General features: G+C 68.0%; 14 protein-coding genes. 5 read left to right on the plus strand and 9 right to left on the minus strand.

Going from position 1 to position 13,305, the window contains the following annotated elements; all coding sequences use genetic code 11:
• From RYM47_RS19210 to RYM47_RS19250, 9 genes are all read right to left on the minus strand, one after another.
• A partial coding sequence (locus RYM47_RS19210) for a citrate/2-methylcitrate synthase (RefSeq protein ID WP_315390088.1) occupies positions 1-580 on the minus strand: 580 nt, incomplete at its 3' end.
• 320 nt (positions 581-900) lie between these two features.
• Positions 901-1,164, minus strand: coding sequence for a type B 50S ribosomal protein L31 (locus RYM47_RS19215; RefSeq protein WP_315390090.1), 264 nt, complete (start codon positions 1,162-1,164; stop codon positions 901-903).
• A gap of 110 nt (positions 1,165-1,274) precedes the next feature.
• Positions 1,275-2,213 carry a nucleoside hydrolase gene (locus RYM47_RS19220; protein ID WP_315390091.1) on the minus strand — a complete coding sequence of 313 codons (939 nt, stop codon included), beginning with the start codon at positions 2,211-2,213 and terminating at the stop codon, positions 1,275-1,277.
• A gap of 64 nt (positions 2,214-2,277) precedes the next feature.
• A complete protein-coding gene (gene recG, locus RYM47_RS19225) occupies positions 2,278-4,389 on the minus strand; it encodes an ATP-dependent DNA helicase RecG (protein WP_315390092.1) in 2,112 nt (703 codons plus the stop codon).
• Between the two features lie 7 nt (positions 4,390-4,396).
• Entirely contained in the window at positions 4,397-4,783 is a 387-nt protein-coding gene (locus RYM47_RS19230) for a RidA family protein (protein WP_315390094.1), read from the minus strand.
• A 43-nt stretch (positions 4,784-4,826) separates the two neighbouring features.
• Positions 4,827-6,986, minus strand: a complete 2,160-nt coding sequence (locus RYM47_RS19235) for a bifunctional (p)ppGpp synthetase/guanosine-3',5'-bis(diphosphate) 3'-pyrophosphohydrolase (RefSeq protein WP_315390096.1) — start codon at positions 6,984-6,986, stop codon at positions 4,827-4,829.
• A gap of 132 nt (positions 6,987-7,118) precedes the next feature.
• The gene (rpoZ, locus tag RYM47_RS19240; RefSeq protein WP_068853884.1) at positions 7,119-7,418 is read right to left on the minus strand and encodes a DNA-directed RNA polymerase subunit omega; all 300 of its coding nucleotides are present in this window, start codon (positions 7,416-7,418) and stop codon (positions 7,119-7,121) included.
• A gap of 116 nt (positions 7,419-7,534) precedes the next feature.
• Complete coding sequence (gene gmk / locus RYM47_RS19245; RefSeq protein ID WP_315390098.1) at positions 7,535-8,197, minus strand: guanylate kinase; 663 nt, start codon at positions 8,195-8,197, stop codon at positions 7,535-7,537.
• Positions 8,194-9,054, minus strand: coding sequence for a YicC/YloC family endoribonuclease (locus RYM47_RS19250; protein WP_315390099.1), 861 nt, complete (start codon positions 9,052-9,054; stop codon positions 8,194-8,196). The genes gmk and RYM47_RS19250 overlap by 4 nt, the downstream gene beginning before the upstream one ends.
• Before the next feature lie 121 nt (positions 9,055-9,175).
• On the opposite strand from RYM47_RS19250, the gene rph reads away from it, so the two are divergent.
• The 5 genes from rph to RYM47_RS19275 all read left to right on the plus strand — a co-directional run.
• The gene (gene rph / locus RYM47_RS19255) at positions 9,176-9,904 is read left to right on the plus strand and encodes a ribonuclease PH (protein WP_315390100.1); all 729 of its coding nucleotides are present in this window, start codon (positions 9,176-9,178) and stop codon (positions 9,902-9,904) included.
• On the plus strand, positions 9,901-10,290 hold the full coding sequence (locus RYM47_RS19260; RefSeq protein ID WP_315390102.1) for a VOC family protein: 390 nt from the start codon (positions 9,901-9,903) through the stop codon (positions 10,288-10,290). Before rph ends, RYM47_RS19260 begins: the two co-directional genes overlap by 4 nt.
• Positions 10,287-10,880: an RdgB/HAM1 family non-canonical purine NTP pyrophosphatase gene (gene rdgB, locus RYM47_RS19265; protein WP_315390103.1), complete on the plus strand. Its 594-nt coding sequence runs from the start codon at positions 10,287-10,289 to the stop codon at positions 10,878-10,880. Before RYM47_RS19260 ends, rdgB begins: the two co-directional genes overlap by 4 nt.
• A gap of 65 nt (positions 10,881-10,945) precedes the next feature.
• Positions 10,946-12,154 carry a radical SAM family heme chaperone HemW gene (gene hemW, locus RYM47_RS19270; protein WP_315390105.1) on the plus strand — a complete coding sequence of 403 codons (1,209 nt, stop codon included), beginning with the start codon at positions 10,946-10,948 and terminating at the stop codon, positions 12,152-12,154.
• 74 nt (positions 12,155-12,228) lie between these two features.
• Positions 12,229-13,305: DUF1631 family protein (locus RYM47_RS19275; protein ID WP_315390107.1), on the plus strand; the 1,077-nt coding region annotated here is incomplete at its 3' end.

The following is a 13,305-nucleotide window of genomic DNA, read 5'->3' on the forward strand; positions in this document are numbered from 1 at the left end:
CCAGCGAGGTGTCCGGCTTGTTGGCCGGCAGGCCCTTGCCGTGGCGGTAGATCAGGGCCGACAGGGTCGGCACCTTGGCGATCAGGCGCACGGCGGACTGGCGACGCTGTTCGGCGTCGGACAGGTCCAGCGAAGCGTGGTACTTCGCCGACAGCTGCGCGATGGCCGCGGCCAGGATCGCCATCGGATGGGCGTCCTTGTCGAAGCTGGCGATCAGCGCGTTGATCGAGGCGTCGACGTTGGCTTCGGAAGCCAGCTCGTCGGTGAAGGCCTTCAGCTGTTCGGCACTCGGACGCTCGCCGTTGATCAGCAGGTAAGCCACTTCGACGTAGCTGGACTTTTCCGACAGCTGTTCGATCGGATAGCCGCGATACAGCAGCACGCCCTTGTCACCGTCGATATAGGTGATGGCGGACTTGCAGCTGGCGGTGGCGGTGAAGCCGGAGTCGTAGGTGAAGAGACCGGTTTCCTTGGTCAGCTTCGAAATATCGACGCAATCGTTGCCGAGCGTGGGTTTGATGACAGGCAGAACAACCGACTTTTCGCCGGCGTTGAGCGTGACCTGATCAAGATCGGACACTGTGTGCGCTCCTCAGGGGAAGGCGCCCACCCAAGCGCGTGGGGCGGGCACGTGAATGAAGTCCACAACCTGTGCTGCGGATCACGTCATTATCGCACAGCAACATTTGCCACGCCCTAGGACGGAAGTCGTAGACGAACGGGCGCCGGGCCTTGCGCGTGCAAGCGCTGGCGGGACAAAACCGGGCCGGAATGGACACTGCGTTCCCACGACCGACGCAATTTATGAACCGCCGTTCATCCGGCAGCAGGGTTCAGGCAGGCAAAAAAAAACAACGGCCGCCTGGGCGACCGTTGTTTTCATGCAGCAGGCTGGACCGCTTACTCAGCAGCAGCAGCCGCCGGCTTGCCGAAACGACGCTTGAACTTGTCGATACGGCCGCTGGTGTCGATCACCTTGTGCTGGCCCGTGTAGAACGGGTGCGAGGCCGAGGAGATTTCGATCTTGACCAGCGGGTAATCCTTACCGTCGGTCCAGGTCGTGGTTTCCTTGCTCGCAATGGTCGAACGCGACAGGATCTTGAAGTCAGAGGTGACGTCCTGGAAGACGACGTCACGGTAGTTCGGATGGATATCGGCCTTCATGGACACACCGTAATTTGAATAAGAAAAACGTAAGCGCGACATTATAGTCCCGGCGACCCTCAAGGGCAAGCCGGGACGCACGCTGCATGAACAGGCCCGCCGTGGCGGCCTTACTGGACCCCGAGCGCACTCCGGACCTGGGCTTCAAAGCGCCCCTGGTCGTAGGCCATCAGCAGCTGGGTGTTATCCGGCTGCCCGGTCTGGCGGTTCCAGTCGACAATGGTAGCACCGCGGGCATGGCCGGGGGCCAGTTCGACGTTCAGCGGACGGGCCTCGACCCGCAGCGCGCCTTCGGGCTGCAGCGCCCAGGCCATGGCCAGCGCGTCGGCGGCGAACCAGCGGTCGCCGCGGCTGTCCTCGGACCAGAGCCGGGTCTGGCGCGAGATCAGCTCGTAGAAGCGGGCCTTGTCGCTGTCGGCGGCCAGCCAGCCTTCCACATCCTTGTGCAGCAGGCCGTGGGCCACGGTGGCTTCCCAGTCGGCCACTTCGATCTGCGGGAAGCCGGTGAACACCACGTGCGCCGCTTCCGGGTCGAAGGCGATGTTGAATTCGGCGGCCGGGGTGATGTTGCCGTGGCAGGTCACCGCCCCGCCCATCACCAGGAAACGCTTCACGCGCTGCGGCAGGGTCGGGTCCAGCTTCAGTGCCAAGGCCAGGTTGGTCAGCGGGCCCAGTGCGACCAGGAACAGCTCGCCGGCGTACTGGTGGGACAGGCGCAGGATCGCCAGCGCGGCATGTTCGGACTCGGCCTGGCGCTGGGCAGCGGGCAGGTTGACATCGCCGAAGCCATCGGCGCCATGCACGTGGGCGGCGTCGACGGACGGGTGCACCAGCGGCTCGGGGGTACCGGCGAACACCGGCACGTCTTCGCGGCCGGCCACTTCGCACAGCTTCAGCGCATTGCGGACGGTGTGGTCCAGGCCGACATTGCCGGCGGCAATGGTGAGGCCGACCACGTCGTGGCGTTCGTCGGCAAAGGCCATCAACAGGGCCAGGGCGTCATCAACACCCGGATCGGTGTCGATCAACAGCGGAATCTTCTTGGACATGCGTGCCGTCTTGAATTAGCGGCAAGGGAATGTCGCACCCCTGCATGACAAATACAAGGCGGGGTCAGGCGCCCGCGTACTTCACCGCAGAGCCTATCCAGCGGTGGACCACCCGGTCCGCCACATCGGGTTTCTCGCCCAGTAACCGCTCGGCCAGCGCGTGCACCTCCGGCAGCAGGTCGGCGTCGCGGGCCAGGTCGGCCATGCGGAAGCCGGCCAGGCCGGTCTGTCGGGTGCCGAGCAGTTCGCCGGGGCCGCGCAGTTCCAGGTCCTTTTCGGCGATGACGAAGCCGTCGTTGGTCTGGCGCATGGTTTCCAGTCGCTCGCGCGCCATCGCCGACAGCCGTGCCTGGTACAGCAGCACGCAACGCGATACCGCCGAGCCACGCCCGACCCGGCCGCGCAGCTGGTGCAGCTGGGCCAGGCCGAGCCGCTCGGCGTTCTCGATCACCATCAGCGAGGCGTTGGGCACGTCCACGCCGACTTCGATCACTGTAGTGGCTACGAGCAGGTCGATCTGACCGGCCTTGAACGCGACCATCGTGGCCAGTTTCTCGCTGGCTTTCAGCCGCCCGTGCACCAGCCCGACCCGCACCCCGGGCAGCAGCGCCTGCAGCGATTCGTAGGTGGCCTGGGCCGGGGTAGCGTCGAGCTCGTCGTTCTCTTCGATCAGGGTGCACACCCAGTAGACCTGCCGGCCTTCGCGGCAGGCCAGCGCGATGCGCTCGATCAGTTCCGGGCGGCGGTCGTTGTTCAGCGCCACGGTCTGCACCGGGGTGCGCCCGGGTGGCAGTTCGTCGATCGCCGAGACGTCCAGGTCGGCGTATTCGGACATCGCCAGGGTGCGCGGAATCGGGGTTGCGGTCATCACCAGCTGGTGCGGCACGCTGCGCCCACCCGCCCCCTTGTCGCGCAGCGCCAGCCGCTGGTGCACGCCGAAGCGATGCTGCTCGTCGACGATGGCCAGCGCCAGGTCATGGAACACCACCGCGTCCTGCATCAGCGCGTGGGTGCCGACCACGACCTGGGCCTGCCCGTTGGCCACCTGCTCCAGCACCTTGCTGCGCGCCTTGCCGGTGACCTTGCCGGCCAGCCACGCCACCTGCACGCCGAGCGGTTCCAGCCAGCCGCGCAGGTTGGTCAGGTGCTGTTCGGCCAGCAGCTCGGTCGGTGCCGCCAGCGCCACCTGCTTGCCCTGCTCCACCGCCAGCATGGCCGCCAGCGCGGCGACCACGGTCTTGCCCGAGCCCACATCGCCCTGCACCAGGCGCAGCATCGGGCGCGGCTTGGCGAGGTCATCGCGGATTTCGCCGAACACCCGCTTCTGCGCACCGGTGAGGGCGAACGGCAACTGTTTGAGCAGGGCCTTGCACAGCCGCCCGGGCCCGGCCAGTGGCGGCGCATGATGCGCCTGCAGCGCGATGCGCTGGCGGCGCAGGCTGAGGTGGTGGGCGAGCAGTTCTTCCAGCGCCAACCGGCGCTGCGCGGGATGGGTGCCGGCCGCCAGTGCGGCCAGGTTGGCGTCCGGCGGTGGCCGGTGCACGGTGAGCAGCGCGCTGCGCAGCGAGGGCAGCGCCAGGCCATCCAGCCAGCCGGGCGGCAGCAGTTCCAACGTGGACTCTTCGGGCAAGCGGTCCAAGGCCTGGCCGATCAGCCGGCGCAGGGTGGCGGGGCCCATGCCTTCCACGGTGGGATACACCGGATCCAGGCTGTCGCCCAACGCCGGATCGTCATTGCGGCCGAGTATCTGGTAACTGGGGTGGACGATCTCCAGCCCCAGCTGGCCCGGCTTGGGCGTGCCGAAGCAGCGCAGCCGGGTACCGACGGCGAACTGCGCGACCTGCTGCTGGCGGAAGTGGAAGAAGCGCAGCACCAGGGTGCCCTGCCCTTCGTCCTCCACTGCCACCTTCAGCGTGGGGCGGAAGCGCATGCCGCGGTCGACCGCGACCACCCGCCCTTCGACCTGCGCCGGCACGCCGTTGCGCAGGTCCTGGATGCGGGTCAGTGCGGTGCGGTCTTCATACCGCAGCGGCAGGTGCAGCCACAGGTCCTGCAGCGAGGCCAGGCCGCGTGCCGCCAGCTTGGCGGCCACGGCAGGACCCACGCCAGCGAGCACCGCCAGCGCGGTGTCGCCGGACGGCGCCAGCGCCGGGGTGACCGCCGACCTGCGTGCCACGTGGCGGTCAGTCGATGACCATGACCGCGTCGACCTCGAAGTTCGCGCCCTTGGGCAGGCCGGACACTTCGATGGTGGAGCGGGCCGGGAACGGCGCCTGGAAGTAGTCCTGCATGACCGCGTTGACCTTGGCGAATTCGGCCAGGTCGGTCAGGTACAGGCCCAGGCGGACCACCTGGTCGAGCGAGCCGCCGGCCGCTTCGGCCACGGCCTTGAGGTTGTCGAACGCGCGGCGTGCCTGCGCTTCGACGTCACCGGCACCGACGATGTCGCCGGTGGCGGGATCGAGCGGGATCTGGCCCGAGAAGTACACGGTGTTGCCGGCGCGCACGGCCTGCGAATACGGACCGATCGCGGCGGGGGCCTTTTCGGTGTTGATGATCTGACGGGACATGGGGAATCCAGGGTCGGAAAACAGAGTCCCCATTGTACCGGCGTTATTGTCGACGCACCGATTGCACCACCGACAGCCTGCGCAACCTGCGCATCACCTCGGCCAGGTGGTTGCGGTCGCGGACCTGGATGTTGAAGGCCAGTACCGCAGCATTGAAGTCACGGTCCAGGTAATCCACCCGTTCGATGTTGGAATGGCTCTGCGCGATCGCCGCAGCCAGCTGCGCCAGCACGCCGGTGCCGTTCTCCACTTCCACCACCAGCGCGGTGTCGTAGTCGCCGGAGACGGTGGTGTCCCAGCCGATCGGCACCCAGCGCTCCGGCGACTTGCGCAGTTCGGCCAGGTTCGGGCAGTCCAGTCGATGCACCACGATGCCCTTGCCGGCGGTGTGGTACCCCATGATGTCGTCGCCGGGGATCGGCTGGCAGCAGTTGGCGAAGCTGACCACGCCGCGCTCGCTGCCGTTGATCAGGATCTTTTCCTGCGAATGCTTCGAATGCGCGCCGCCGCGCAGTTCGGCATACGCCATCAGCGCCTGCGCAGCCTGGTTGGGCATCCAGTTGCCCAGCGCCACTTCGGCCAGCAGTGCTTCCAGGCGCGGGTACCGGTGTTCGGCCAGGAAGGCGTCCAGGCGCCCCTTGGGCAGCCGCTCCAGCGAGCTGTCCATCGCTTCGAGCGCGCGGTCCAGCATGCGATGGCCCAGCTGCACGGCATCTTCGTGCTCGAGCTGCTTGAGCTGGTGGCGGATCGCGGTACGCGCCTTGGAGCTGACCACGAACTCCAGCCATTGCGGCTTGGGCGTGGCCGAGCGCGCGGTGATCACTTCCACGGTCTGCCCGCTGACCAGCCGGGTGCGCAGCGGTACCAGTTTCTTGTCGACCCGCGAGGCCACCGCCATGTTGCCGACGTCGGTGTGCACCGCATAGGCGAAGTCCAGCGCGGTGGAATTCCTCGGCAGGGCGAGGATCTTGCCTTTGGGCGTGAACAGGTAGACCTCGTCCGGGAACAGGTCGACCTTGACGTTGTCGAGGAACTCCAGCGACGAACCGGCCGCGCGCTGCGAGTCGATCAGTTCGACGATCCAGGCATGGGCACGACTCTGCGCACTGTTGGGGCTGTCGCCGCCGAACTTGTAGGTCCAGTGCGCCGCCACGCCGCGCTCGGCGATCAGGTCCATTTCCTCGGTACGGATCTGCACTTCGATCGGCGAGCCGTACGGGCCGAACAGCACCGTGTGCAGCGACTGGTAGCCGTTGGCCTTGGGAATGGCGATGAAATCGCGGAAGCGTCCGTCCAGCGGCTTGAACGTGGCATGCACCGCGCCAAGTGCGTGGTAGGCGTTGGGCACACTGCGCACGACCAGGCGGAACCCGAACACGTCCATGACCTGGTCGAAGGATTTGTTCTCGTCGCGCATCTTGTTGTAGATGCTCCACGGGGTCTTGATCCGGCTGACCAGGCGGTGTTCCAGTCCTTCCTTGGCCAGCCGCTGGGAAAGCTGCACTTCCACCTGCGCCATCGCTTCGCGGCGCACCACCGGCTGGCTGCGGATGTGCTTTTCCAGGATCGCATGGCGCCACGGGTACAGCGCCTTGAAGCCGAGGTTCTGCAGCTCGCTCTTGACCAGGCTCATGCCCAGGCGCTGGGCGATGGGCGCGTAGATCTCCAGCGTCTCGCGGGCGATGCGGCCGCGCGCTTCGCGGCTCTGCGCGCCCAGCGTGCGCATGTTGTGCAGGCGATCGGCCAGCTTGATCATGATCACGCGCAGGTCGCGCGACATTGCCAGCAGCATCTTGCGGAAGCTCTCGGCGGCCGCTTCCTGGCGGTCGCGGAACTTCAGCTTGTCCAGCTTGGTCACGCCGTCGACCAGTTCGGCCACGGCTTCGCCGAACTCGGCAGCCAGCGCCTCACGGGTCAGCGGGGTGTCTTCGATGGTGTCGTGCAGGATCGCGGCGATCAGCGCTTCCACGTCCAGGCCGAGCTCGGCCAGCACCTGGGCCACGGCCACCGGATGGGTGATGTAGGGCTCGCCGGACTTGCGGGTCTGCCCGGCATGCGCCGATGCGCCGACTTCCCAGGCACGGCGCAGCAGCGGCAGCTGCTCGGGCGGCAGGTAGTGGGCCGCGCGTTCAAGCTGGAGGACATAGTCGGGTACGGCCGCGCCGGGAGACGTGGCGACCTTGGCAGAGGGGCCTGGGTTCATGGCTGGAAGACTATTCCAGCAATGGGATATCGGCAAACTATTGCGTATCGATCGGTTCGATTGACAACGTCTGAAATGCAAACAGCCCGCACAAGGCGGGCTGTTCGTGGACAACGGTGATCGCGCGGACGATCAGTCGTCGTTCTTGGACATGTCTTCGTCGGCAACGACTTCGGCAGCGGCCCATTCCAGCGCTTCACGCTCGGCGCGCTCGCGTTCGGCCTTCTCGACTTCGTCGATCAGCGCGTTGTCGATCTTGCGGGCGGCAATTTCGCGCAGCGCCAGCACGGTCGGCTTGTCTTCGGTTTCGCTGTTGTCCAGGGTGGCCTGGACGCCATTGGCCAGCTGACGGGCGCGCTTGGACGCCATCATGACCAGCTCGAAACGGTTATCGACGACTTCCAGGCAATCTTCTACGGTGATGCGGGCCATGCGGGCTCCCGGCAGCCGGCAAGGGCTGCGCAATCGAATGAGGGAAAGGGGAGCGATTGTACCGGCCGGGGCTGGACAAAATCAAGCCGACCGGCTAGCCGCCCCTTGTGAATCAGTCAGTTGCCGTTGCCGTCCTGGGTCAGCAGGGCCTGGATCAGGCCGGCGTGGCGGACTTTCTGCGACTCGCGGCGCAGGCGGCTGGCCGTGAAGATGGCGCACAGCTCGTCCACGGCAGTCTCGAACACCTCGTTGACGATGACGTAGTCGAAGTCGTTGAAGTGCAGCATTTCCTCGCGCGCGGCGGCCAGGCGCTGGGCGATCACCGCCTCGCTGTCCTGCCCGCGCTTGCGCATGCGGTCCTGCAGCGCCTGTTTCGACGGCGGCAGGATGAACACCGTGACCGTGCCCGGGACCAGCTGGCGGACCTGCTGGGCGCCCTGCCAGTCGATCTCCAGCAGCACGTCCTGGCCGGCCGCCAGCTGTGGCTCCACCGACTGCCGGGCGGTGCCCTTCCAGTCGCCGTGCACCCAGGCGTGCTCGAAGAAGTCGCCGGCGGCGATCATCCGCTCGAACTCCTCGGCACTGACGAAGTGGTAGTGCTCGCCGTTGACCTCGCCCGGGCGGGTGGCGCGCGAGGTGAACGAGATCGACAGGGCGATCTGGGGGTCGCGCGCCAGGGTGGCGTTGACGATGCTGCTCTTGCCGGCCCCGGAAGGCGCGGCCACGATGTACAGGGTGCCGCGCGCCGGCGCGCCGCTGGAGGTGGGCTGGCTGCTCATTCGATGTTCTGCACCTGTTCGCGGATCTGGTCGATCAGCACCTTCAGCTCGACGGCGGCGTTGGAGGTGCGGCTGTCCACCGACTTGGAGCCCAGCGTGTTGGCTTCACGGTTGAACTCCTGCAGGAGGAAGTCCAGGCGGCGGCCGACCGGTTCGCGCTGCTTGAGTACGCGGCGGATCTCCACGATATGGCTGCGCAGGCGGTCCAGTTCCTCGTCCACGTCCAGCTTCTGCAGCCACAGCACCAGCTCCTGCTCGGCGCGGCCGGGGTCGACCGGGTGGGGCAGGTCGGCCAGGCGCGCGGCAAGCTTGGTGCGCTGGCCGTCGCGGATCAGCGGGATCAGGGTGGTGACGTCGGCGGCGATGCGCTCGATCGCGTCAACGCGCTCGCTGATGGCAGTGGCCAGCTTGTCGCCTTCGCGCTCACGCGCGGCCAGGAAGCCGTCCAGCACCTGCTCCAGCAGGGCCAGCGCCTCGGCCTGGAGGGCGGGCGCGTCGGTGGCTTCGCCCAGGGTCACGCCCGGCAGCTGCAGCAGGTCGGTGAAGCTGACCTGCAGGTTGGGAAAGTCGGAGGTCAGCCGGTGCGCCAGCGCGCCCAGCTGGCCCAGCAGCACCTCGTTGACCTGCAGGCTGGCACCACTTTCCGGCGCGCGCAGGCGCATCACCAGGTCCAGCTTGCCACGGCTCAACCGCGCGGCGATCCGCTCGCGCAGCTGCGGTTCCAGCGCGCGCAGCTCTTCGGGAAGGCGCGTGCCGACTTCCAGGAAGCGGTGGTTGACCGAGCGCAGCTCGCACCCCAGCGTGCCCCAGGGGGTCGCCCGCTCGCCGCCGGCATAGGCGGTCATGCTTCGAATCATTCGGGGTTTCCGATGCTCTCAAAGGGGGAATGGTACCCTAGCGGTTCCTTTTGAGCCTCCTCGCCTGCCGGTCCCCGGCCCGGGCGCGGAACCGCATCCCCCGTCATACCGGAAGCCACCCATGTCCGATTCCCGTCCCAGCGGCCGCCAGGCCGACCAGCTGCGCGAAGTGCGCATCGAACGCGCCTTCACCCGCCACGCCGAAGGCTCGGTGCTGGTCAGCTTCGGTGAAACCCGCGTGCTGTGCACCGCCAGCGTTGAAAACCGCGTGCCGGGCTTCCTGCGCGGCAAGGGCGAAGGCTGGGTCACCGCCGAGTACGGCATGCTGCCGCGCTCCACCCACACCCGCAACGACCGCGAAGCGGCGCGTGGCAAGCAGGGCGGCCGCACCCTGGAGATCCAGCGCCTGATCGGCCGGACCCTGCGTGCCTGCATCGACCGTGGCGCGCTCGGCGAGCGCACCATCACCCTGGACTGCGACGTGCTGCAGGCCGACGGCGGCACCCGTACCGCCGCCATCACCGGCGCCTACGTGGCGCTGGTGGACGCGGTGAACTTCCTGATCAAGCGCGGCGACATCAAGCGCAACCCGATCTTCGGCGCCGTCGCGGCGGTGTCGGTAGGCGTCTATCGCGGCACCCCGGTGCTGGACCTGGATTACGCCGAAGACAGCGACTGCGACACCGACATGAACGTGGTGATGAACGACGGCGGCGGCTTCATCGAGTTGCAGGGCACCGCCGAAGGCCATGCGTTCCGCCGCGACGAACTGGACGCGCTGCTCGCGCTGGCTGAGAAAGGCATCACCGACCTGTTCGCGGCCCAGCAGGCCGCGCTGGCGCAGCCGTGAACCAACGCCTGGCCCTGGTCACGCTGGTGGTGGCCGATTACGACGAGGCGATCGCCTGGTACACGGGCAAGCTGGGCTTCCACCTGATCGAGGACATAGACCAGGGCAGCAAGCGCTGGGTCGTGGTCGGCCCGACCGACGGCAGCGCTGCGGCGCTGCTGCTGGCGCGCGCAGGCAACGACGAGCAACGCAGCCGGGTCGGCAACCAGACCGGTGGCCGGGTCGGCTTCTTCCTCAACACCGACGATTTCCACCGCGACCATGCCGCGATGACCGCGCGTGGCGTGGAATTCCTTGAAGCCCCGCGCGACGAGTCGTATGCCACGGTCGCCGTGTTCCGCGACCTGTACGGCAACACGTGGGACCTGCTGGAGCCGAAGCAATGAAACTGGTACTGGCCAGCGGCAACGCCGGCAAACTTAAGGAACTGCAGGCCATGCTGGCCGGCCTGCCGCTGGAGATCGTGGCGCAGGCCGCGCTGGGCGTCAGCGACGTACCGGAAACCGGCCTGACCTTCGTCGAGAACGCGCTGATCAAGGCGCGGCATGCGTGCGCCAGCACCGGCCTGCCGGCGCTGGCCGACGACTCGGGCCTGATCGTGGATGCGCTCAACGGCGCGCCCGGTCTTTACAGCGCGCGTTATGCGGGCAGCCCGACCGATGACGCGGCCAACAACGCCAAGCTGCTCGAGGCGATGCGCGATGTTCCCGCCGGCAGCCGCACCGCGCGCTTCTACGCGGTGATCGTGCTGCTGCGCCACGCCAACGATCCGCAGCCGCTGATCTGCGAAGGCAGCTGGGAAGGCGAGATCCTCGACGAGCTGCGCGGCAGCCACGGCTTCGGCTACAACCCGGTGTTCCTGGACACGGTGCTGGGCCAGACTGCGGCGGAAATGGCGCCGGACGTGAAGAACGCGATGAGCCATCGCGGCAAGGCACTGCAGCTGCTGAAGTCGAAGCTGGCGTCCATCTATTGATCCTTGCCGGGCAGAGCCCGGCACTACGCATTGCGAGGAGCCGGCCAGCGGCCGGCACTACCCAGATGTCCCAAGACGATTGCAACCATCTGCCTGGCGAGCGCTGCGACCACGACCATGGCGTGTCGCTGGTGCCACCGCCGCTGTCGCTCTACGTGCACCTGCCGTGGTGCGTGCGCAAGTGCCCGTACTGCGATTTCAATTCGCACCAGGCCAAGGGCGAACTGCCGTTCGAGGCGTATGTCGATGCGCTGATCCGCGACCTCGACCAGGACCTGCCGCTGGTCTGGGGCCGGGTGGTGAACAGCGTGTTCTTCGGTGGCGGTACGCCCAGCCTGTTCCCGCCTGAAGCGATCGACCGTTTCCTGCAGGCGGCGTCGGCACGGCTGCGCTTCGCGCCGAACCTGGAAGTGACCCTGGAAACCAACCCGGGCACCGCCGAGCACGGCCGCTTCGACCGCTACCGCGCGGCCGGGGTGAACCGGATCAGTTTCGGGATCCAGACCTTCAACGACGCCGCACTGCAGCGGCTGGGCCGCATCCACGACAGTGGCGAAGCCGAGCGTGCGGTGAAGCTGGCCCAGGACGCGGGCTACGACAACTTCAACATCGACCTCATGTACGCGCTGCCGGAGCAGACCCTGGCCCAGGCCGAGCATGACCTGGAACGCGCGTTCGCCCTGCAGCCCACCCACCTGTCGCACTACCAGCTCACCCTGGAACCGAACACGGTGTTTTTCGCGCGACCGCCGCAGGGGATCCCCGACGACGATTCGGCCTGGGACATGCAGGAGCACTGCCAGCGCATGCTGGCCGAGGCCGGCTACGCGCAGTACGAGGTCAGCGCCTATGCGCGACCCGGCCGGCAGAGCCAGCACAACCTGAACTACTGGCGTTTCGGCGACTACCTGGGGATCGGGGCCGGGGCCCACGGCAAGATCAGCAGCGGCGCCGGGCAGAACGTGCTGCGCCGCTGGAAGCACAAGCATCCGCAGACCTTCATGGACACCGCCGGCACGGCCGCGTCCCTGGGGGGCGACGAGGTGATCGATGCCGGGCGCCTGCCGTTCGAGTACATGCTCAACCTGCTGCGCCTGCACGAAGGATTTTCGCTGCGGGACTTCGAGTCGCGTACCGGCCTGGAGCGGGCGCGGATCGCCGCGCCGGTGCAGGTGGCGGTGGCCCGGGGCTGGTTGGCGGTGGACGGCGACCGGGTGCAGCCGACCGAGCTGGGCCGACGCTTCACCAACGATGTGGTGGAACTGTTCCTGTAGGGAGTTCCCTTCTGGCGGGGACCCCGGGAACACGGTAGATTCTGTGCTCTCAGGGGAGCCGGAACCTACAACGGATGTCAGCGTCCGCACCTTCATCGCAGCCCGATCCGACCCGGTTCGCCGGCGTCAACGCGCCGCCGCGCGTGCGCCACCTGCTGGCGGCCCTGCACGCGCTGGCCGAAAAGACCTTGGGTACGCCGCTCAAGCTGACCATCGTGGAGCTGGAACGCGAGCTGTTCCGCGACGCCGAGCGCGCCCGCAACAGCCAGATCCAGGCCGACATCTACGCCCAGGCTCGACGCCTGCACGAGATCAACGCGCAGTTCGCGCCGCGCTTCCTGGACGCGCTGGGCACGGTGCTGGCCACCCTGCGCGAACCGCGGGTGCGCCACGTGCCGGTGCCGACCCAGCCGGTCTCGGCCACCACGCTGACCCTGGTCACCGATACCGACATCGACCGCGACATCGTGCTGGCCGACATCGTCCGGCGCGAGTCGCAACGCTCGGCCGGTGCGCTGCAGCTGCTCGGGCAGCGCTTCGGCGTGCTCGCGGCCAGTCCTGCCTTCGACGTGGAAGACCTGCCGTTCGGGCCCAACGTGCTGTGCCGGATCGCGCGCGACCTGGGCGAGGAATTCGCGCTCGGCCTGGAAACCCAGCTGGCGCTGTACCGGGTGTTCGACCGCCAGTTGATCGAGCGGCTGGGCGAGCTGCTGGAACGCGCCAATATCCTGCTGACCCACGAAGGCGTGCTGCCCGGCCTGGTCTACACGCCCTACCTGGCCCGTTCGGCCACCACCCGGCGCATCGTCACCGGGCCGGAGCGTGGCGCGGGCAACGCCGCTGGCGGCGCCGCCAACCGCCCGGTCACCGGCTGGAGCGGGTCGGCCGGCGCCGGCAGCTGGGCCGCGATGACCAGCGAGGCGATCGGCCCGGTCGCGGCCTCCGCCTCCACCGCGACACCGCCGCCGCTGCCCGCCACCGGCACGCCGGGGCCTGGCGCCGACATGAACGCGCCGGCCCTGTCGGCCCTGCATCATCTGCTGGACGCGGCCCGCCACACCCAGGGTGCAACTGGCCTTGCGGCCGCCGCCGCGGCGACCGGCCCAGGCCACATGGCCGGCGCTGCGGGCGGCGCGGCCGGCACCGGCACG

The sequence above is a fragment of the uncultured Stenotrophomonas sp. genome, assembly GCF_963519125.1.
GTDB lineage: Bacteria > Pseudomonadota > Gammaproteobacteria > Xanthomonadales > Xanthomonadaceae > Stenotrophomonas.